Origin of the sequence: Pseudomonas sp. PA-5-4B (genome assembly GCF_021606215.1) — a bacterium.
Taxonomy (GTDB): domain Bacteria; phylum Pseudomonadota; class Gammaproteobacteria; order Pseudomonadales; family Pseudomonadaceae; genus Aquipseudomonas; species Aquipseudomonas edaphica.
On the sequence record NZ_WKDB01000042.1, the window covers coordinates 1 to 18,927 of the forward strand.

The 18,927-nt window shown below is 59.7% G+C and carries 20 protein-coding genes and 1 pseudogene; 11 read left to right on the forward strand and 10 right to left on the reverse strand.

Annotation, left to right across the window (positions count from 1 at the left end):
* Positions 1-138 precede the first annotated feature (138 nt).
* From GIW28_RS19920 to GIW28_RS19930, 3 genes are read left to right on the forward strand one after another with little or no spacing between them, the layout of a single operon-like run.
* A complete protein-coding gene (locus tag GIW28_RS19920) occupies positions 139-393 on the forward strand; it encodes a helix-turn-helix domain-containing protein (protein WP_017135431.1) in 255 nt (84 codons plus the stop codon).
* Positions 386-1,594 carry a type II toxin-antitoxin system HipA family toxin gene (locus GIW28_RS19925; protein ID WP_026013559.1) on the forward strand — a complete coding sequence of 403 codons (1,209 nt, stop codon included), beginning with the start codon at positions 386-388 and terminating at the stop codon, positions 1,592-1,594. The genes GIW28_RS19920 and GIW28_RS19925 overlap by 8 nt, the downstream gene beginning before the upstream one ends.
* A 36-nt stretch (positions 1,595-1,630) precedes the next feature.
* A complete protein-coding gene (locus GIW28_RS19930; protein WP_017135429.1) occupies positions 1,631-2,236 on the forward strand; it encodes a pyridoxamine 5'-phosphate oxidase family protein in 606 nt (201 codons plus the stop codon).
* 43 nt (positions 2,237-2,279) lie between these two features.
* On the opposite strand, the gene GIW28_RS19935 is transcribed toward GIW28_RS19930, so the two are convergent.
* Positions 2,280-2,762 carry a GyrI-like domain-containing protein gene (locus GIW28_RS19935; protein ID WP_017135428.1) on the reverse strand — a complete coding sequence of 161 codons (483 nt, stop codon included), beginning with the start codon at positions 2,760-2,762 and terminating at the stop codon, positions 2,280-2,282.
* Positions 2,763-2,957: 195 nt separating this feature from the next.
* On the opposite strand from GIW28_RS19935, the gene alaC reads away from it, so the two are divergent.
* Positions 2,958-4,157, forward strand: coding sequence for an alanine transaminase (gene alaC, locus GIW28_RS19940; protein WP_017135427.1), 1,200 nt, complete (start codon positions 2,958-2,960; stop codon positions 4,155-4,157).
* 139 nt (positions 4,158-4,296) lie between these two features.
* On the opposite strand, the gene GIW28_RS19945 is transcribed toward alaC, so the two are convergent.
* Complete coding sequence (locus GIW28_RS19945) at positions 4,297-5,649, reverse strand: GntP family permease (RefSeq protein ID WP_056859617.1); 1,353 nt, start codon at positions 5,647-5,649, stop codon at positions 4,297-4,299.
* Between the two features lie 84 nt (positions 5,650-5,733).
* On the reverse strand, positions 5,734-6,267 hold the full coding sequence (locus GIW28_RS19950) for a gluconokinase (RefSeq protein WP_169985094.1): 534 nt from the start codon (positions 6,265-6,267) through the stop codon (positions 5,734-5,736).
* 211 nt (positions 6,268-6,478) lie between these two features.
* On the opposite strand from GIW28_RS19950, the gene GIW28_RS19955 reads away from it, so the two are divergent.
* The 6 genes from GIW28_RS19955 (at position 6,479) to GIW28_RS19980 (ending at position 11,835) form a co-directional block, all read left to right on the forward strand.
* Positions 6,479-7,510 carry a LacI family DNA-binding transcriptional regulator gene (locus tag GIW28_RS19955; RefSeq protein ID WP_169985274.1) on the forward strand — a complete coding sequence of 344 codons (1,032 nt, stop codon included), beginning with the start codon at positions 6,479-6,481 and terminating at the stop codon, positions 7,508-7,510.
* A gap of 455 nt (positions 7,511-7,965) precedes the next feature.
* The gene (locus tag GIW28_RS19960) at positions 7,966-8,199 is read left to right on the forward strand and encodes a DUF6124 family protein (RefSeq protein WP_099486528.1); all 234 of its coding nucleotides are present in this window, start codon (positions 7,966-7,968) and stop codon (positions 8,197-8,199) included.
* A 189-nt stretch (positions 8,200-8,388) separates the two neighbouring features.
* Positions 8,389-9,021, forward strand: coding sequence for a glutathione S-transferase family protein (locus GIW28_RS19965; RefSeq protein WP_176991475.1), 633 nt, complete (start codon positions 8,389-8,391; stop codon positions 9,019-9,021).
* A 14-nt stretch (positions 9,022-9,035) separates the two neighbouring features.
* Entirely contained in the window at positions 9,036-9,773 is a 738-nt protein-coding gene (locus tag GIW28_RS19970) for an NAD-dependent epimerase/dehydratase family protein (RefSeq protein WP_138452085.1), read from the forward strand.
* Between the two features lie 9 nt (positions 9,774-9,782).
* Positions 9,783-11,192, forward strand: coding sequence for an MFS transporter (locus GIW28_RS19975; protein WP_138452086.1), 1,410 nt, complete (start codon positions 9,783-9,785; stop codon positions 11,190-11,192).
* 133 nt (positions 11,193-11,325) lie between these two features.
* On the forward strand, positions 11,326-11,835 hold the full coding sequence (locus tag GIW28_RS19980) for a hypothetical protein (protein WP_017139210.1): 510 nt from the start codon (positions 11,326-11,328) through the stop codon (positions 11,833-11,835).
* A gap of 134 nt (positions 11,836-11,969) precedes the next feature.
* Here GIW28_RS19980 and GIW28_RS30855 read toward each other — a convergent pair whose 3' ends face one another.
* From GIW28_RS30855 to GIW28_RS19990, 3 genes and pseudogenes are all read right to left on the reverse strand, one after another.
* On the reverse strand, positions 11,970-12,539 hold the full coding sequence (locus GIW28_RS30855) for a methyl-accepting chemotaxis protein (RefSeq protein ID WP_371318500.1): 570 nt from the start codon (positions 12,537-12,539) through the stop codon (positions 11,970-11,972).
* Positions 12,513-13,334 (reverse strand): annotated as a pseudogene (locus tag GIW28_RS30860) (PAS domain-containing protein); the annotation flags it as partial. The gene GIW28_RS30855 and the pseudogene GIW28_RS30860, both read right to left, overlap by 27 nt.
* A 122-nt stretch (positions 13,335-13,456) precedes the next feature.
* Positions 13,457-14,326, reverse strand: a complete 870-nt coding sequence (locus GIW28_RS19990) for a LysR family transcriptional regulator (protein WP_236447526.1) — start codon at positions 14,324-14,326, stop codon at positions 13,457-13,459.
* A 96-nt stretch (positions 14,327-14,422) separates the two neighbouring features.
* On the opposite strand from GIW28_RS19990, the gene gstA reads away from it, so the two are divergent.
* On the forward strand, positions 14,423-15,025 hold the full coding sequence (gene gstA / locus GIW28_RS19995; protein WP_236447527.1) for a glutathione transferase GstA: 603 nt from the start codon (positions 14,423-14,425) through the stop codon (positions 15,023-15,025).
* Positions 15,026-15,139: 114 nt separating this feature from the next.
* Here the strand turns inward: gstA and GIW28_RS20000 are convergent, their stop codons facing one another.
* From GIW28_RS20000 to GIW28_RS20015, 4 genes are all read right to left on the reverse strand, one after another.
* Entirely contained in the window at positions 15,140-16,075 is a 936-nt protein-coding gene (locus GIW28_RS20000; protein WP_017139207.1) for an aliphatic sulfonate ABC transporter substrate-binding protein, read from the reverse strand.
* A 128-nt stretch (positions 16,076-16,203) separates the two neighbouring features.
* Positions 16,204-17,217 (reverse strand): ABC transporter substrate-binding protein, encoded by a 1,014-nt coding sequence (locus GIW28_RS20005; protein WP_099550461.1) that lies wholly within the window; start codon positions 17,215-17,217, stop codon positions 16,204-16,206.
* Positions 17,218-17,350: 133 nt separating this feature from the next.
* The gene (locus tag GIW28_RS20010; RefSeq protein WP_177033298.1) at positions 17,351-17,896 is read right to left on the reverse strand and encodes a sigma-70 family RNA polymerase sigma factor; all 546 of its coding nucleotides are present in this window, start codon (positions 17,894-17,896) and stop codon (positions 17,351-17,353) included.
* A gap of 234 nt (positions 17,897-18,130) precedes the next feature.
* Positions 18,131-18,922: a phosphate/phosphite/phosphonate ABC transporter substrate-binding protein gene (locus tag GIW28_RS20015; protein ID WP_170039772.1), complete on the reverse strand. Its 792-nt coding sequence runs from the start codon at positions 18,920-18,922 to the stop codon at positions 18,131-18,133.
* Positions 18,923-18,927 lie beyond the last annotated feature (5 nt).

An 18,927-nucleotide genomic window follows, 5' to 3' on the forward strand; every position in this document is an offset into this window, starting at 1 on the left:
GTGGACAGCGGGGAGGCGTATAAGGGGCGGGTTGGGTATGAGCGCAGGTTGAGTTGGGTGTTTGGTCGGGATGGCATTGACAGCTTAAAAATGTAACGTATATATGACTTAAATAATCAAAAGTAATGAATACGTGACATGGACACTTCTATTATCACCCAACGCTTAGGCCAACAAGTTCGCTCCATGCGCCTCAACCGTGGCTATACACAAGCGGACCTGGCGAAACTTGCGGGCGTTACCCGGCAAAAACTGATCGAAATCGAGAAGGGCAGCCTCTCTGTTTCCATGAATGCCTATGCTCGCGTGATTGCCGCCCTGGGCAGTGAGGTCAAATTAGTGCCAGTGACTCTGCCGACACTTGAAGAGTTAGAGGACTTGTTCAATGAATAGCCCCGCTCTTAGCGTTCATACGCCTCAGGGCGACAGCGGCAGCGTCTTGGTGGGCGCTGATGATTACCTGTTTCGCTACGACGCTAAGGCACAGGCCCAAAGCGCCATCAGCCTTACCATGCCCGTGCGTGCAGAAGAATATCGCCGCCGCGAATTGCATCCAATCTTTCAAATGAATTTGCCCGAAGGCTACGTACTGGAGCAATTGCGTAACCGTCTGGCTAAAACGGTAAAAGTGGACCCGATGCTGTTACTGGCCTTATCAGGTAGCAGTGCACCGATTGGCCGGGTTTTCGTGATTTCCGATCAGATAAACGAATTGATCCAACGCAACGGTCCGCCCGCAAACGGAGAGAACCTGGCAGAAATTCTCGCGTGGGATGGAGCAGAAGACCTGTTCGCCGACTTGGTGGACCGTTACATTCTGCGAGCGGGCATTTCTGGCGTGCAGCCCAAAGTGCTGGTGCCAGAAAAACCTCAAACTCCCGAGCAAAAATTCACCTCAAAAACCAACGACCTGATTATCAAAAGCGGGCGCGATGAGTTTCCGGGCTTGGCCATCAATGAATACCTGTGCATGTCCATTGCGCGGGATGCAGGCCTGCCCGTGCCGCCGTTTTATCTGTCGCAGAACCATAAGCTATTCATCATGCGGCGCTTTGATCGCGACGCGCAGCTCAACCCGCTGGGTTTCGAAGACATGACCACACTGATGGGCCTGTCTGCCGAACAGAAATACACCAAGAGCTATGCCGCCATCGCCAAGGCTGTACGCGCGTTTTGCTCACCAGAAAACCAACGCAGCTCGTTGGACCAATTGTTCGATAGCGTGGCTTTGAGTTGCATCGTGGGAAATGGCGATGCTCACCTGAAAAACTTCGGTGTGCTCTACAGTGACCCGATTAAATTTGACGCGCGCCTGGCCCCGGCTTACGACATCGTGAATACCACCGCCTATATACCTGAAGACACACTTGCGCTGGATCTGTCCGGCAACAAATCAATGTTTGCCTCACGCTTGGGCATCCTTGAGTTTGCAAGAACCTGCGAAATTGCAGAACCTCAGGCGCGTATTCAGGCGCTGCTTCAAACCCTTGAGGTCGTGCTCAAGCGCGAAGACGAATACTGTCGGTTAGCGCCTGACGTTGCAAAAGCCATTCGACAATCCGCCCAGAGCTACCAGCAGAGCTTCGGTGGCTGAACGCTTCTGTACTCATCCAAGGACAAGGTGGTGAACATGCTGACAACCCTCGAACAACTCGAAACCCTCTACGGCCTCCCCCACGAGCGGGCGGTGCGCAAGGAGATCGCGTTTCTCAACGAGGACTACCAGGCCATGGTGCGGGCGTCGCCCCTGGTGGTGGTGAGTTCATCCGGGCCGGACGGCATTGATGGCTCGCCACGTGGTGATGTGCCGGGGTTTGTGCGGATTGTGGATGAGCGCACCTTGGCGATCCCGGACCGGCCGGGCAATAACCGGCTCGACACCCTGCGCAATCTGCTGCAAGACCCACGCATTGCCTTACTGTTCATCATCCCGGGGGTTGGCGAAACGTTGCGCGTGAACGGCCGCGCACAGATTTCCATCGAGCCCGAGCTGCTGGAGAGTTTTGCGGTGAATGGCAAACCGGCGCGTTCGGTGATTCTGGTGCAGGTGGAGGCCGCGTATTTCCACTGCTCCAAAGCCTTTGTGCGCTCGGATTGCTGGAACCCCGAGAAGCACTTGGACCGCTCGGCACTGCCGTCGGCCGGAGCGTTTCACAAGCGGCTCAATGCTGGGCAGTTTGATGCCGAGGCCTATGACCGAGAGATGCCGGAGCGGGTCAAAAACACGCTGTATTGATACGTCTGTCGGCGCCGGCTTGCCGGCGCTGACAGCACCGCCGTCAGCCCTTTTCGCCAACCGGCAGCCAGATCTCCACCGTCCCCGTACCCTTGCGCGCGTCGAAATCGGCGCTGTAGCGTTCGAAATCCGCGCCCATCACCTTGTAGCCCGAGTGCGGCAACCACTCGAACATGATGCGTTCGTAGGTTTGCTCAAGTGCCTGCACCGGCCCGTAATGTGGGAACACGGCATAGTTGAGCGGCGCAATTTCGATGAACTCGAAGTTGCTCGGCACGTCGCTTTTAGTCGGGACTTCAACCCCGGCCATGTAGTCGAACTCGCCATGGTGGGGGTTATGGCACACACCATAGGTCACGCCACCGACGCGCTTTTTAATGTCTTTGATGCAAGTGTCGAACAATTCCCACAGCTTTGGGATATCACCCACTGTGGCCTTTGAATAACGCCCTTGTACCCCGGCGATTACCAAGGCTTTACCGGCTTCCATGCGTGGCTCTAACGGTTGTTTTGTCTGCTGATCCATACGAACAGTCTCCTTCTTATGAGGGAACAAACCCGCATCGAGTATAGGGGCATATCCAGGCTTCACTCCAAGTAGAAATTTTTCCTACACATCTGGACAACTGGCCATCATCGACCGTATTGTCTGCCCCGCAGGCCACCGCAGTGGCCGACGTCGCTCGGACGGTTCCGGGCGCTTACGTACCTCGAGGCAACAATGGCAGACCAAGGTTCGCCGCGCCGCTTTGCGCGCATAGATCGACTCCCCCCTTACGTTTTTAATATCACTGCCGAGCTGAAGATGGCTGCGCGTCGGCGCGGCGAAGACATCATCGACTTGAGCATGGGTAACCCTGACGGCGCCACGCCTCCCCACATCGTGGAAAAAATGGTCACCGTCGCCCAGCGTGAAGATACCCACGGCTACTCCACTTCCAAAGGCATTCCGCGGCTGCGCCGGGCGATTTCGCGCTGGTATAAAGACCGCTACGAAGTGGATATCGACCCGGAAACCGAAGCCATCGTGACCATCGGTTCCAAGGAAGGCCTGGCGCATTTGATGCTGGCCACCCTCGACCAGGGCGACACCGTGCTGGTGCCCAACCCCAGCTACCCGATTCACATCTACGGTGCCGTGATTGCCGGCGCCCAGGTGCGTTCGGTGCCGCTGGTGCCGGGCGTGGACTTCTTCGCCGAGCTGGAACGGGCGATTCGTGGCTCGATCCCCAAGCCGAAAATGATGATTCTGGGCTTCCCGTCCAACCCCACCGCGCAGTGCGTGGAACTGGACTTCTTTGAACGTGTGATCGCCCTGGCCAAGCAGTACGACGTGCTTGTTGTCCACGACCTGGCCTACGCCGACATCGTCTACGACGGCTGGAAAGCGCCGTCGATCATGCAAGTGCCGGGCGCCAAGGACATTGCGGTGGAGTTTTTCACCCTGTCCAAGAGTTACAACATGGCCGGCTGGCGCATCGGCTTTATGGTCGGTAACCCGGAACTGGTCAACGCCCTGGCGCGGATCAAGAGCTACCACGACTACGGCACCTTCACCCCGCTGCAAGTGGCCGCGATTGCGGCGCTGGAAGGTGATCAGCAGTGCGTGAAGGACATTGCCGAGCAGTATCGCCAGCGCCGTAACGTGCTGGTCAAAGGCCTGCATGAGCTGGGTTGGATGGTCGAGAATCCCAAGGCGTCGATGTACGTCTGGGCAAAAATCCCCGAGCAGTATGCCGCCATGGGTTCGCTGGAATTTGCCAAGAAGCTGCTGCTGGAAGCCAAAGTGTGTGTGTCGCCAGGGATTGGGTTTGGTGAGTACGGGGATGATCATGTGCGCTTTGCGCTGATCGAGAACCAGGACCGGATTCGCCAGGCGGTACGCGGGATTCGCGGGATGTTCCGGGCGGATAAAGCCTGATCCTGAACGACCTGAAGAAACCGAATCAATGTGGGAGCTGGCTTGCCTGCGATGGCGATGGTAAATCCAACACCGCCATCGCAGGCAAGCCAGCTCCCACATTTGATTGGGTTACCACATAGGTTTTGTGGTGCGCCTGTTACACCACCAACGACAGCAACATGATAAAGATCAGCGCCACCACCGACAGAATGGTCTCCATCGCCGTCCAGGTCTTGAACGTCTCGACCACGGTCATATTGAAGTACTGCTTCACCAGCCAGAACCCCGCATCGTTGACGTGAGACAACACCAACGACCCCGCCCCCGTCGCCAACACCAGCAGCTCACGGTTAACCCCTGGAATCATCCCGACCACCGGCACCACAATGCCTGCGCCGGTAATGGTCGCGACCGTCGCGGAGCCTGTGGCCACACGAATCACCGCCGCCACCAGCCACGCCAGCAGAATCGGGTTGATCTGCGCGTTCACCGCCATGTGGCCGATCACGTCGCCCACACCGCTGGTCACCAGCATCTGCTTGAAACCACCACCGGCGCCGATGATCAGGATGATCGCAGCGGTCGGCGCGAGGCTGGCGTCGAGCAGCTTGAGGATTTGCTTGGAGTGAATGCCCTGGCGATGGCCAAAGGTGTACAGCGACAGCAGCAACGCCAGCAGCAGCGCAGTGATCGGGTGACCGATCATGTCCATCCAGTTGCGGATGGCATGGCCGTCCGGCAGCGCGACGTCGGCGAAGGTTTTGAGCAGCATCAGGAACACCGGCAGCAGCACGGTGATCAGGGTGATGCTGAAGCTCGGCAGGCTTTTGGATTCCGGCTCGCGGGCCAGTTGGTCGACCAGTTCCTGGGACGGGTTGCCCGGAATGTACTTGGCGATAAACGTGCCGAAAATCGGACCGGCAATGATGGCGGTCGGCAGTGCGACGATCAGGCCGTACAGGATGGTCTTGCCGATGTCTGCGCCAAACACGCCGATGGCCAGCAGCGGGCCAGGGTGCGGTGGCACCAGGCCGTGTACTGCCGAAAGGCCAGCAAGCAGCGGAATGCCGATCTTGATCAGCGACACGCCGGTGCGGCGCGCGACGATAAATACCAGCGGGATCAGCAGTACAAAACCGATCTCGAAGAACAGCGGGATGCCCACCAGGAACGCAGCGAACATCATCGCCCACTGAACTTTGTCTTTGCCGAAGGCACGGATCAGTGTCTGTGCGATCTGATCGGCGCCGCCGGACTCGGCCATCATCTTGCCGAGCATCGTGCCCAGCGCGAGGATAATGCCGACAAAACCAAGCACACCGCCAAAACCGTCCTGGAACGCCTTGATGATCTTGTCCACGGGCATGCCCGAGGTCAGGCCGAGAAAGCCGGCCGCGATGATCAGTGCAATGAACGGGTGCACCTTGAATTGGGTGATCAGAACGATCAACCCGATGATTGTGACCACTGCGTCTAGCAGCAGGTAGGACTCGTGGGACATGCCAAACATGGGGGGTCTCTCCTGTTTGTTGTTGTTATTAAAGCGGGTATTGAATCTTTCGCCGGGGGTAGCGCTACCTTTTCCGGCAAAAAATTAATGAGTAGGTTCAAAGCCGTGTTGCAGCCACCAGGCATTGGTTTGCTTGGCCAAGTCCTCAACGCTGTCTTCGCTGGCATTGAGCGCCAGGGTCAGCGGCTCGCCCACGGGCGATTCGAGGGTGGCGAACTGGCTGTCGATCAGGCTTGCCGGCATGAAATGGCCGGGGCGATGGGACACGCGGTCAGCAGCCACGGCGCGGGTCAGCTCCAGGAACACAAACCCCAGGCCCGGCGCGGCTTCGCGCAGGTGGTCACGGTATTTCTTTTTGAGGGCTGAGCAGGTGAGCACCGGATGCTCGCCCGCTTTGAGCGAGCGGCGCAGTTCATCGCAGAGGATATCGAGCCAGCCGGCGCGGTCGTCGTCGTTGAGGGGGTGGCCGGCGCTCATCTTTTCGATATTGGCGGCAGGGTGAAAGCTGTCGCCTTCAATGGCGGTGGCGCCGTTCAGGCGGCACAGGGCTTCGCTGACGCTGGACTTGCCACAGCCGGAAACACCCATGATGACCAGGGCGGTAACAGGTTGACTCATGAAACACCTCAGGACGCAGATAGCGCTACCTTTGCACGCTGTAAGGCTAGTGCAAAAACAGGCTTTTCCCGCGCCGACTTGTCATTTTTATGGAGTGACGCGTGCATCCTCTCCAACTGTTTGAACAGGATCAGGCAACCCAACGTTCAATAATTTGCAGCCATTTGGAGACAGCGCTACCTTAGTGCCTCGATTTTTGTTTGGCAACAGCCTGATGACCTCCAAGAACGATAAAAAATTGCGCACCACCGGTCGCCCGACCCTCAATGAAGTGGCCCGCCTGGCGGGTGTCAGCCCCATTACCGCCTCCCGCGCACTGCGTGGCGTCAGCACGGTGGCTACCGAGCTGGTGGAAAAAGTGCAACTGGCCGCTGCCGAACTGAATTACGTCGTCAACCCCGCCGCTCGCGCCCTGGCCTCGGCGCAAAGCCATTCGGTGGTGGTCATCGTGCCGTCGCTGTCCAACCTGTTGTTTATCGAAACCCTCGAAGCCATCCACGCAGTGCTGCGGCCCAAGGGCTTTGAAGTACTGATCGGCAACTCGCACTATTCGCGTGATGAAGAAGAAAACCTGCTGCGCAACTACATGGCCTACCAGCCACGCGGTTTGCTGCTGACCGGGTTTGATCGCACCGAAAGCGCACGACGGATGGTCGAGGCCAGCAATGTGCCCTGTGTGTACATGATGGATCTGGACCCGAACGCAGGCGTGAATTGCGTGGGGTTTTCGCAATTGAGCGCAGGCGAAACAGCCGCAGCGCATTTGCTCTCCCGTGGGCGCAAGCGCCTGGCGTATATCGGCGCGCAGTTGGACCAGCGCACGTTGCTGCGCGGTGAAGGGTTCCGCCGCGCCCTGCAGCAGGCGGGTATGTACGACCCGGCGCTGGAACTGCTGACGCCACGCCCCTCCTCCGTGGGCTTGGGTGGTGAGTTGTTTTTGCAGCTGCTGGCGGCGCATCCGGACGTGGATGCGATTTTCTTCGGTAACGACGACCTGGCCCAGGGCGCACTGCTGGAGGCCATGCGACACGGCATCAACGTGCCGGAGCGCGTGGCGGTGCTGGGCTTTAACGACTTGCCGGCATCGTCTTTTATGGTGCCGCGTTTGAGCAGTATCAGCACGCCACGGGAAGCGATCGGGCGGCGCTCGGCGGAGCATTTGTTGACGATCATGGCAGGCAACAAGATTGCCAAGCCGGTGGTGGACATGGGGTTTGAGTTGCAGGTGCGCGAAAGCACGTAACTTTCAAAGCCCAAACACAATCAAACTGTGGGAGCTGGCTTGCCTGCGATGGCGGTAGACCTGTCGGCACATCATTGCCTGACACACCGCTATCGCAGGCAAGCCAGCTCCCACATTTTTTTCCGTGCTCGCTTGAGATGTAGGAAGGCTGTAGGACGCGGCTGACATTGCCGTAAGCGCCTTGCCCGGTTGCCTACGCTTACGTCAGAATCCGCCGGCTTGTGCGCTTGGGGGGTGGTCTCTAAGGTGGGTCGGTCACTGAATTTCTCGGTGATCGGGTTTAGTAGCCCGAACTTCCCAACACAATATGCACAAGCCAATTATGGCGGCTGTGCGTAGGGCGCCTTCGGGCGCGCCGGGTTTGTGTGGGATTACCGGTCTACTAACCTGCGCACAGCTGCCACCCAACTTGTTTAGTAGCGATGCGGGTGTGGCACAAACCAGGTACTTCAACCATGCAAAGCGTCAATCCCCCAACTACGCTCTTCACTCTCACACCCGACACACCCCTCGAATCCCTACTGATCAACAGCTACGAAACCGTGTGCTCCGTCAGCACCTTGTTGCTCGACCTGTCCAATGACCTCACCGGCAAACACCGCGACGTGGCACTCGCCATTCATCAACTGAGCGAGTTGTCAGTGCTGATGGTAGGCAAAGCCATGGACCAGCAAACACCACGCACCTAAAGCCTTACTCGGTTAAAAATGTGGGAGCTGGCTTGCCTGCGATGGCGGTAGACCTGTCGGCACATCATTGCCCGACATACCGCTATCGCAGGCAAGCCAGCTCCCACATGTTGTCCGTGCCCACTTAAGATATCGCCGTAAAGTCCTGCCCCTGCTAGATTGACCGCTCGCCATCGTCAGGGAAGCACCATGGGACACTCACTGAAAATCCTCGGCCGCACGTCCTCCATCAACGTGCGCAAAGTGCTCTGGACCTGCCAGGAACTGGGCATCGACTACGTACGTGAAGACTGGGGCATCGGCTTCAAGCCCACCCAGTCAGCCGAATTCCTGGCCCTGAACCCCAACGCCCAGGTGCCGGTGCTGATCGACGACCACGGTGTGTTGTGGGAATCCAACACCATCTGCCGCTACCTGATCGGCCTCTACCAACGCACCGACCTGCTCCCCGCCGAACCCGCGCCACGTGCGCGGGTCGAGCAATGGGTGGACTGGCAAGCCGTGGAACTCAACCGCGCCTGGGGCGACGCCTTCACCGCGCTGGTGCGCAACAACCCCGACGGCCTCGACACAACGCAGATTGCCGCCGCCGTGCAGCGCTGGAATGACAAGATGGGCCTGCTGGAACAACAGTTGGCCAAAACCGGCGCCTATGTGGCCGGAGATGAATTCACCCTCGCCGATATCCTGATCGGCCTCTCGGTGCACCGTTGGCAGAACACGCCCATGGAGCGCCCGCCCTACCCTGCCATTGCGGCGTATTACCAACGCCTGAGCCAACGCCAGGGCTTCAAGACCTTCGCCCTCGACGGCCATCACTAAAACAAGGACTCACTGTGAAAGGACTCAACGTACTGCTTACCGGCGCCTGCGGCAGAATCGGCAAGACATTTTTCGAAGCCTCAAAAGAGCGCTACCGCTTCACCCTCACGGACCGCATCGCGCCGGCGTTCGACCTGGGCGAGCACCGTTTTGTCCATGCCGACCTCAGCGACAAAGCCAGCCTGGCTGCGCTGCTTGATGGCATCGACGTGGTCGTGCACCTGTCGGGCATCCCCCACGCCAGCGCGTCGTTCGACGAGTTGCTACCGAACAATATCCTTGCTACGACTTACCTGTTCGAAGCCGCCGTGGCCGCCGGCGTGAAGCGTTTGGTATTCGCCAGCAGCGCACAAACCATCGAAGGCTACCCGGTAGACCGGCAGATCACGCCCGGCATGCAGGTAATGCCCGCCAACCTGTATGGCGTGAGCAAATGCTACGGCGAGGCGTTGTGCGGCTACTACGCAGCCAAGACGCCACTGTCGACCATTGCCCTGCGCATCGGCGCCTTTGAGTTCCCCGAAACCCACGACCTCAACAATGCCCGCGACCTCAGCGCCTGGCTCAGCCCACGGGACGCGGTGCAATTGCTGCAACGCTCGGTGGAGGCCGAGGGCGTGAAGCACCTGATCGCCCATGGCATTTCCAATAACCGTTTCAAGCGCCTGGACCTGAGCGAAACCACGCGGGTGTTGGGTTACCATCCGGTCGATGATGCATTCCAAGCATTTGAAATCCCGATTACTTATTGAGTTCTGCCCATGCCTGCACTCTCCACCGCCGACGGCATCGACCCGATCCGTGCTGCCCACATCAGCGCGCGCATTGACCGCCTGCCCGCCGTCGCCACCGTCTGGCGCCTGGTGGCGCTGCTGTCGATCGGTGGTTTTTTTGAGCTGTATGACCTGTTCCAGACCGCCTATATCAGCCCCGGCTTGATCAGCGACGGTATTTTCCACACCGGCAGCGAGGGCGTGTTCGGCTTCTCGGACCAGGCCGCGTTCGCCTCGGCAACCTTTCTGGGCCTATTCCTCGGCGCCAGCCTGCTCAGCCCTATCGCCGACCGTTTCGGGCGCCGGGCGATCTTTACCTTTGCGTTGATCTGGTACACGGTCGCCACGGTGTTGATGGGCATTCAAACCTCGGCGCTGGGCATTATCGGCATGCGTTTTCTGGTGGGTATTGGCCTGGGGATCGAGCTGGTAACCATCGACGCCTACCTGTCGGAACTGGTGCCCAAGCGCATGCGCAGTTCAGCGTTCGCCTTTGCGTTTTTCATCCAGTTTCTGTCGGTGCCGGCGGTAGCATTGATGTCGTGGTGGCTGGTGCCCCAGGCGCCATTCGGGGTCTCTGGCTGGCGCTGGGTGGTGCTCAGCAGTGCAGTGTTTGCGCTGTTTATCTGGCAACTGCGCAAGCGCCTGCCGGAATCACCGCGCTGGCTGGCGCAAAAAGGTCGCTTTGATGAAGCCGGGCAGATCATGGACAACCTGGAGGCGCGCTGCCAAAAGGATCACGGCAAACCGCTGGAAGAACCTGAACCGCAGGCCGTCAGCGTGCAAGGCAGCGGCCGTTTTGCCGATATCTGGCAACCGCCGTACCGGCGCCGTGCGTTGATGCTGATTGTGTTTCACGTGTTCCAGGCTATCGGCTTTTTCGGCTTCGGCAATTGGTTGCCGGCGTTGCTGTCGGGCCAGGGCGTGAGCGTGACCCACAGCCTGATGTACGCCTTTATCATCACCCTCGCCTACCCGCTGGGCCCGTTGTTGTTTGTAAAAGTGGCCAACCGTTTCGAAAATAAATGGCAGATTGTCGGCTCAGCCATGGGCGCGATGATCTTCGGCAGCCTGTTTGCCCTGCAAACCACGGCCGTGGGGCTGGTGATCTGCGGGGTGATGATCACCTTCTGCAACGCCTGGCTGAGCTTCAGTTATCACTCGTACCAGAGCGAGTTGTTCCCGACCAATATCCGCGCACGGGCGGTGGGGTTCTGCTATTCGTTCAGCCGCTTGTCCACGGTGTTCAGCAGCTTGTTGATCGGTTTTATTCTGGAGCACCTGGGCACGCCGGGCGTGCTGGCGTTTATTGCCAGCAGCATGTTGATTGTGATGATCACCATCAGCTGGTTCGGGCCGCGCACGCGCAATTTGGCGTTGGAGAATATTGCGCACTGACGGCAACAGTTGGCCGCCTGCGGGACAATGATTGCCGCGACGCCCGCGCCATCCCCAACAAAACCGGGGGTGGTGCACTCGGCATGCTATTTGCTCCAGCTGTCGCACCGAACATTTCCACAGGTGACCGATCATGCTGGTTAATAACAACGCCCAAGCCGTATCGACCGTGCAACAGCTCAAGCGTCCCGACATGGACCCGGCCAACGCTGCCGCCAGCACGCTGTACAGCGGCGCCCTGCAAGCGGCGCAGCAAAGCGTGACCGTGCCGGCCGCGCAAAAGGATTTGGACAAGGCCAACGATCGCATCGACGAAGCCTTCGCCAAGACCCGTGTGCAGCTGCAAGCCACCACCGCCGCCCCTACCGCATCGACGGATGTGCCGGCAGCCGGTTCGAGCACCAGCACCGCACGCGCCGACTTCACCGACTACATGAACAAATCCCCCGCCGAACGCATCCGCGAGCAGTTGCTCAAGGAACAGGGTTTGACCGAGGCGCAAGTGCAAGCAATGCCGCAGGAAAAACAGGACGCGATTGCCAAGCAAGTGGCTGAACGCGTGAAGCAGCAGCAAGATCAGCAGGTAGCGGCGAAGGCCACTGATCCGGCGCAGGCGGTTAAAGAAACCCTGGCCGCGATCTGACCGACACCGCTGATGATCGTGATGATCGTTCCCACGCTCCGCAGCCAAGGACGCTCCGCGTCCCAAGAGCGGACGCGGAGCGTCCAGTGAGGCATTCCCACGCGGAGCGTGGGAACGATCTTGAGCCCCCAGCCTTACTGCAGTTGCAACGTTGAGTTGAACTGGCTGATCGCATCCACCACATGCCGCGAGCCTTCCTGAATCTCCAGGATCACCTGCCCCGCTTCATTCGCCAATTCCACACCCAGCCCCGTACGGCTCAGGCTCGACTGCATGCTCGACACCGCACTCAGCGACAGGTCGTGGTTCTTGCGCACTACATCCACAATCTCCACTGTCGCCTGACTGGTGCGTGCGGCAAGGCTGCGCACTTCATCGGCCACCACCGCAAAACCACGCCCATGCTCACCCGCCCGCGCCGCTTCAATAGCTGCGTTAAGCGCGAGCATATTGGTCTGCTCGGCAATGCTGCGGATGGTCTGCACGATGGAGCCGATGATGTCCGATTGCTTGCTCACCGCATCGATACTCTGGGCCGCCTGATTCAAGTCGCTGGAAATCTCTTCAATGATCTGCACGGTTTGCTGCACCACCTCCGAACCTTTGCGCGCACAGGCATCGTTTTGTACCGAGGTGGCATGCGCCGAATCGGCGGCGGTGCGCAGGGTGGTGACCTGGTCGGTGATGTCACTGGCGAATTTCACCACTTTGTACAGGCGCCCGTTGGTGTCGAAAATCGGGTTGTAGGACGCTTCCAGAAACAGGGTCTTGCCGTATTTGTTCTTACGCTCGAAGCGATGGGAATGATATTCCCCACGGTTGAGCGAGGCCCAGAACGCCTTGTAGGCCGGCGACTCAACCTCGGCACGGTGGCAGAACATGCTGTGGTGCTGGCCGATGATTTCTTCGCGTGAGTACTGCACGGTGCGCAGGAAATTGTCGTTGGCGTTGAGAATCTGGCCCTGGGGCGTGAACTCGATCACCGCCATTGAACGGCTGATGGCGTCGATCAGGCTCTGGTTCTCGTGTTCATGATGGACCCGCGCCGAAATATCCGAAGCCACTTTGATCACGCTCTGCACCTGGTTGTTGCTGTCGAGCACCGGCATATAACTGGCTTCGAGCCACACTTCTTCGCCACGCTTGTTCAGGCGCATAAAGGTGCCGCTGAGGGCTTCGCCCCGCGCCAGGTCACGCCATAGCTTGGTGTAGGCCTCGGTGTGGGTGTAGGCATCCTCGCAAAAAATGCGGTGATGCTTGCCGCGAATTTCCTCCACGTTGTAGCCCATGGCTTGGCAGAAGTTGTCGTTGGCATCGAGGATGATGCCGTTGCGGTCGAACTCGATCATTGCCATGGAACGGCTGATGGCGGCGAGTTTGGCGTTGGCTTCGGTGAGGGCACAGGAGAAACGTTCGATTTCTTGCAGGTCGGATTTGTGATGGCGGTTGAACATGGTCAGATCACCCTTGATTCCCGGCGCCTGAAAGGCGCATTCCATTCATTTTTTGGATAGTGCTGGCTAACCTTCATGGGGAAATAACCATCCGAAACGCTTTATATGCCAAACGTCATCAACGGTTCTGGGTGAGCATAGACAGGGCTTGGCGCTATGCAAGGCCACTAGTCAGCCAGCATTTTTAACAATGCGCTTGCCGCGGCTGAAGGCGGCCGGGTGGGCGAGCCGACCAAGGCAAATTCGCGATACAGCGGGACGGTCAGCGGCATCACGCGCAAGCCATTGCGCTTTACCGGCAAGGCCATTTCAGGTACCAGCGTGACGCCGACGCCTTCGCGTACCAGGCTGTAGGCGCTGTTCCACTCGCGTACTTCCACGCGAATATCGCGCAGGGTAAGCCCCGCAGCGCTCGCCAAGCTGCGGGCACTGGCGGTGCAACCGCCGGTGGCAAGTACAAAGGGTTGCTCCAGCAGTTCCTCAAACGACACGCTGGCGTTGGCCGGGCGCTGCGCCAAGGGATGATCGGTCGGCAACACGGCCATCCAGCAATCTCGCCCCAATACGCTGGCGTTGCGCTCGGGCCTGGGGTTGAGCACCACGCCCAGGTCGATCAGGCCGGCGTCAAGCAAGGTGAGCACTTCGCTGTCCGTGACATCCAGCGTGGTCACTTCAATACCGGGGTTCAGCTGACGAAAACGCTGCAGCAGCGGCGTCAGAAAAGTCGCCATCACCATCGGGAAACTGGCGATGCGAATACTCCCACGCAGCAGCGGCCGAGCGTCGTCGACCGTTGTACGAATCGCCTGCAACGCCCCCATCATCACGCGCGCTTGTTCGATCACACTCAACCCGAGCGCGGTGGGCAAGGTCTTGCGCGGCTCGCGCGTGAACAATTGCGCCCCCAAAGTCGCCTCCATGTTGGCCATGGCCTGGCTGGCAGCGGACTGGGTCATGCCCACCTGCTCGGCAGCCGCCGTAATGCTGCCTTGATCGGCCACGGCCACCAGCAAGCGCCAGTGCATCAGGTTCATCATGGCAGTAGCTGTCCTTATGGGTGGGGTCTGAAGGTTTAATTTTACCCACGGTGCCATGCCCGCGAGACTGGCGCAAATTCAACCGAGTAGCCCCACATGAAACTGTATTTTTCCCCGAATGCCTGTTCCCTCGCCCCCCATATCGTGCTGCGCGAATTGGCGCTGCCGTTCGACTTGGTAAGGGTCGATAACAAGGCCAAAACCACTGCCGATGGCGCAGACTTCCTGCAAATAAACCCCAAGGGCTATGTGGCGGCGCTGCAACTGGATAACGGCCAGGTGCTGACCGAAGCCAGTGCGATCCTGCAATACCTGGCCGACCTGAAACCCGCCGCCCGGTTGGCCCCGGCCAATGGCAGTTGGGAGCGTGTGCGTTTGCAGGAATGGCTGAATTTAATCGCCAGCGAGATTCACGGCGGGCTGGGGATTTTCTTCAACCCGGCGATCCAAGGCGAAGTGCGAGCCACGTTTGTGGCCAAGTTGTTCAAGCGCTTTGAGTTTCTGGTGCAGACGCTGGAGCGTCAGGATTATTTGCTGGGCGAGCAGTACTCGGTAGCGGATGCGTATTTGTTTGTGCTGCTGCGCTGGGCGGCGGTTCATGACATTGATCTGCAGCCGTGGCCGGCACTGACGGCGTTTCAACAACGCGTTGGCGCACGGCCTGCCGTGACTGCGGCGCTGGCTGCTGAAAATCCATGACCTGAAATGCAATCCACTGTGGGAGCTGGCTTGCCTGCGATGACTGTGTGTCAGGCAATGATGTGCTGTCTGGGCCAGCGCTATCGCAGGCAAGCCAGCTCCCACAGTTGATGTTCATTGGTTTAGAGCCTTGAAGACTATTTGCTGCACATCGACCTTTTTCGGGATCAGGCCGTTGGCGAAGAACAGGTCGGCGGTGCGCTGCTGATTGGCGATGTCGATGGCCTGCAGCGGCCGAATCGGCTCCGGCGAGCGGTGTTCGAAGTAGCTTTTGACCACCGCCGGTTGCAGGCCCAGGGTCTTGGCCATCAAGGCGATGCTTTCTTCGGGCTGGTCCAGAGACAGGCGCTGGGCCTTGCCGAGCGTCTTGATGATGGTGGCGACGGCGTGCGGGTACTGTTTGGCAAACGGGCTGTTGACCACAAAGAAACTGCCGGCCGGGTTAAGGCCCTGGCCGTCGCCCAATACGCGGGCGGAGCCATCGACCACGGCCGCCGAGTAGTACGGGTCCCACACCACCCATGCGTCGACTTTGCCTTGTTCAAACGCAGCACGGCCATCGGACGGCGACAGGTACACCACATTCACATCCTTCCACTGCAAGCCCGCGCGCAGCAGGCTTTTGAGGAACAGGTTGTGTGCGCTGGAGCCCTTGAGCAGCGCCACGCGCTTGCCCTTGAGTTCGGCCACGCTTTGGATGCTGCTGGCTGTGGGCACCAGCACCGCTTCGGTTTTGCCTTCATTGGGCTCGACAGCGAAGTACTGCAAGTCGATGCCGGCGGCCTGGGCGAAGATCGGCGGGATGTCGCCGATATTGCCAATGTCCAGGCTGCCGGCGTTCAGCGCTTCGATCAGTGGCGGGCCGCCGAGGAATTCAGTCCACTGCACCTGGGTGCCGGGCAGCGCCTCTTCGAACAGTTTGTGCTCACGGGCCAGTACCATGCTCACCGAGCTTTTCTGGTAGCCGATGCGCAAGGTAGACGGTTCGGCCGCAGACACCGCTGCCGAAAACACAAGTGAAGCCAGAACCACACTGAAAAACTTAACCATCATTGTTACCTCCGATCGTTCCCACGCTCTGCGTGGGAATGCCGCCAGGGACGCTCCGCGTCCCGCTCTAAAATCGTGACGCAGAGCGTCACGGGATGCATTCCCACGCGGAGCGTGGGAACGATCAGCTACAGGCCAGCTTTGACCTTGGCCGCGACATCCGCAGGCACCCATTGCTGCCACACTTGCGGCTGCTCTTTGAGGAACGCCAGCGCGACCTGGCGCGGCTGTTCACGTTTCTCGCTCATTTGCGCAAGGATGCCGTTGAGCAGGTCGATCGGCAGGTCGACTTTTTCAAAGAAGGTGACTAACTGTGGGTACTGCGCCTTGAACGGCGCCGACACACCAATCGCCAAGTGTGCAGGCATCGAACGGGTGCCAATGGGGTGCGGGTTGTTGGCGTCGGCCAGGGTTTTCCAGGCGTCGGCGTTGAACGGCGGTTCTTCGAGCTTGATCAGCTTGAAGCGGCCCAGCAGTGGCGTCGGCGACCAGTAGTAGAACAACACCGGTTTGCCACGGCGGATCGAGGAGGCCACTTCAGCATCCAGCGCCGCGCCGGAACCGGTGCGGAAGTTGACGAAGGTATCGGTCAGGCCATAGGCCTTGAGCTTCTGGCTATTGACGATTTCCGAGGTCCAGCCGGTGGGGCTGTTGAGGAAGCGGCCTTTGCTCGGGTCTTCAGGGTCGCGAAATACGTCCTTGTAGCGCGCCAGGTCAGCCACTGACTTAAGCTGCGGCGCCAGCGGTTTGATGCCGCGTTCGGCCTCACCCTTGATCACGTATTCAGGCACCCACCAGCCTTCGGTGGCACCTTTGACCGTGTCGCCCAGGCCGAACACTTTGCCTTCGGCCTCGGCCTTGACCCACGCCGGACTGCGCCCGGCCCATTCTTCGCCGATCACCTGAATGTCGTCCTTGGCCAGGGCGGCTTCCAGGCTCACGGTGCTGCCTGGCAAGGTGTCGGTGGGCAGGCCGTAACCTTTCTCGACGATCAGGCGCAGCACTTCGGTGATCAGGCTGCCGCTTTCCCAGGTGATGTCGCCGAAGTGGATGGGTTTGATGGCCTCGGCGGCCTGGGTTGGCTGCGTCAGGACAGCGAGAGCCAGCAGCGAGCCACCGAGCAGGTTTTTAATTGTTTTCATGCAGAACCTCATTTTCCGGAACACAGGAGATCAACGGTGGGAGCTGGCTTGCCTGCGATGGCGATGGTGGCTTCAACATCGCTATCGCAGGCAAGCCAGCTCCCACACTGGATCGGTGTGCCACTCAAGTTGTTTAAAAGTCATAACTGAGCCGCGTGTAGCTGTATGGCTGGCCGGGCGTCTGGCGCAGGCAACGGTTGAGGGCGCGGGCCATGTAGCCGCTGACCGAGCGTTGGGAAATCCCCAGTTCGGCGGCGATCTCGGGATACGTCAGGCCATTGAGCTGCGAAAGCAAAAAGGTCGCCTTGACCTTGGCCGGCAAGCCGTCGAGCAATTGGTCGATGGCCTGCAGGGCTTCGAGCATTTGCGCGAGGTCTTCGGGCGACGGTGCGTTGCAGGTTTCGTCGTTGTCCAGGGCGCCGAGATGAGCGCGTTCCAGGTCACGGCGACGCCACAGTTGGTACATCAAACGCTGAGCGATGGTGGTGAGCAAGGCGCGGGGCTGACGAATCGGCAGCACGCCGGGCGAACTCAGCAGTTGGACGAAGGTGTCGGCGGCGATGTCTTCGGCGTGTGCGCGGGAATCGAGGTGGCGGTGCAAACGGCTGCACAGCCAGTCGTAATGACTGCGGAACAATCCGCCCACGTAATCGCTGTGAGAAGTGTCGGCGCCGGACATAGTGGCTCCATCTGAGAAGGTTGCGCGTTATGTCCGGTGTTCCGGTGGAGCGATCCTAGCAAGGCCGCTTATTCTTTAATAATATTTAAAATGCATTTTTATATAACCGATTGTTCGCACGATGATCGTTCCCACGCTCTGCGTGGGAATGCAGCCCTGGACGCTCCGCGTCTGCTCCTGAACGCGTAACGCGGAGCGTCACTGGAGGCATTCCCACGCGGAGCGTGGGAACGATCAGCGTAGGTGCGGGTAGCCGGCAGTGGCGGCGGCTTGTTGATAGTTCAGCAGGACTTGATAGTCGTCTTCGCTGGCAGGCAGAACTGCCTGGATGCCCAGGGTTGCGACCACGTGCGGTAAATCCTGCAACGCCTGATTCATCACCTCACGAATGTGCGCCACTTGCTCATCGCTCAAGTGCAGCGGGCCGATAAAGGGCAAGGTCGGGCTCGGTGCGCTGCGGGTGACGGTGCGCAGCCCCGCCACTTCTTCGGGGGCGAAACGGGCGAGGTAGTCGTAGGTCACGCTGTCGACGGCGGCAAGGTCGGCGCGGCCTTCGCGCAGCCAGCGCAGGCTTTCGCGGTGGGCGCCGCTGATGCCGACGCTGGCGAAGAAACGGCCGTCGCGTTGCAGCGGGGCCAGGCGTTCACGCAGCAGGTTCATGCCGCTGTTGGAGTCGTGGCCGTTGATCACGCCGCGACTGTCGTAGAAGTCCGCCAGTTCGTTAAGCGAGCTGTCCTCGCGGGTCAGCAGCAGGCTGCAATGTTCGCCCTGGCTGCTGTGGGCCAGCTCATAGCGCGGGCGGCCGATCACGCGCACTTTGCCGCGCAGTTGGGTCATCAGCGGGTAGCCACAGGTTTGCGTCACCAGCAGCTCGGGCGCGAGCCACAGGCCGTGCAGGTCGAGGTGGTCGGCGTTGCGGCGCGTCAGGTTCAGGCGCTCAAAAATACGCGTCAGCCACGCTTGGTTGGCCTGTTGCACCGCTGCGGGCGCGACGTACATCCGCAGCTCGGCGTAGTGGTCACTCATGGTCG

Excerpts from the sequence above, each read along its gene's own strand:
- GIW28_RS19920 (WP_017135431.1), top strand. The coding sequence starts at position 139 with ATGGACACTTCTATTATCACCCAACGCTTAGGCCAACAAGTTCGCTCC.
- GIW28_RS19925 (WP_026013559.1), top strand. The coding sequence starts at position 386 with ATGAATAGCCCCGCTCTTAGCGTTCATACGCCTCAGGGCGACAGCGGC.
- GIW28_RS19930 (WP_017135429.1), top strand. The coding sequence starts at position 1,631 with ATGCTGACAACCCTCGAACAACTCGAAACCCTCTACGGCCTCCCCCAC.
- GIW28_RS19935 (WP_017135428.1), bottom strand. The coding sequence starts at position 2,762 with ATGGATCAGCAGACAAAACAACCGTTAGAGCCACGCATGGAAGCCGGT.
- alaC (WP_017135427.1), top strand. The coding sequence starts at position 2,958 with ATGGCAGACCAAGGTTCGCCGCGCCGCTTTGCGCGCATAGATCGACTC.
- GIW28_RS19945 (WP_056859617.1), bottom strand. The coding sequence starts at position 5,649 with ATGTTTGGCATGTCCCACGAGTCCTACCTGCTGCTAGACGCAGTGGTC.
- GIW28_RS19950 (WP_169985094.1), bottom strand. The coding sequence starts at position 6,267 with ATGAGTCAACCTGTTACCGCCCTGGTCATCATGGGTGTTTCCGGCTGT.
- GIW28_RS19960 (WP_099486528.1), top strand. The coding sequence starts at position 7,966 with ATGCAAAGCGTCAATCCCCCAACTACGCTCTTCACTCTCACACCCGAC.
- GIW28_RS19965 (WP_176991475.1), top strand. The coding sequence starts at position 8,389 with ATGGGACACTCACTGAAAATCCTCGGCCGCACGTCCTCCATCAACGTG.
- GIW28_RS19975 (WP_138452086.1), top strand. The coding sequence starts at position 9,783 with ATGCCTGCACTCTCCACCGCCGACGGCATCGACCCGATCCGTGCTGCC.
- GIW28_RS19980 (WP_017139210.1), top strand. The coding sequence starts at position 11,326 with ATGCTGGTTAATAACAACGCCCAAGCCGTATCGACCGTGCAACAGCTC.
- GIW28_RS19990 (WP_236447526.1), bottom strand. The coding sequence starts at position 14,326 with ATGATGAACCTGATGCACTGGCGCTTGCTGGTGGCCGTGGCCGATCAA.
- gstA (WP_236447527.1), top strand. The coding sequence starts at position 14,423 with ATGAAACTGTATTTTTCCCCGAATGCCTGTTCCCTCGCCCCCCATATC.
- GIW28_RS20000 (WP_017139207.1), bottom strand. The coding sequence starts at position 16,075 with ATGGTTAAGTTTTTCAGTGTGGTTCTGGCTTCACTTGTGTTTTCGGCA.
- GIW28_RS20005 (WP_099550461.1), bottom strand. The coding sequence starts at position 17,217 with ATGAAAACAATTAAAAACCTGCTCGGTGGCTCGCTGCTGGCTCTCGCT.
- GIW28_RS20010 (WP_177033298.1), bottom strand. The coding sequence starts at position 17,896 with ATGTCCGGCGCCGACACTTCTCACAGCGATTACGTGGGCGGATTGTTC.
- GIW28_RS20015 (WP_170039772.1), bottom strand. The coding sequence starts at position 18,922 with ATGAGTGACCACTACGCCGAGCTGCGGATGTACGTCGCGCCCGCAGCG.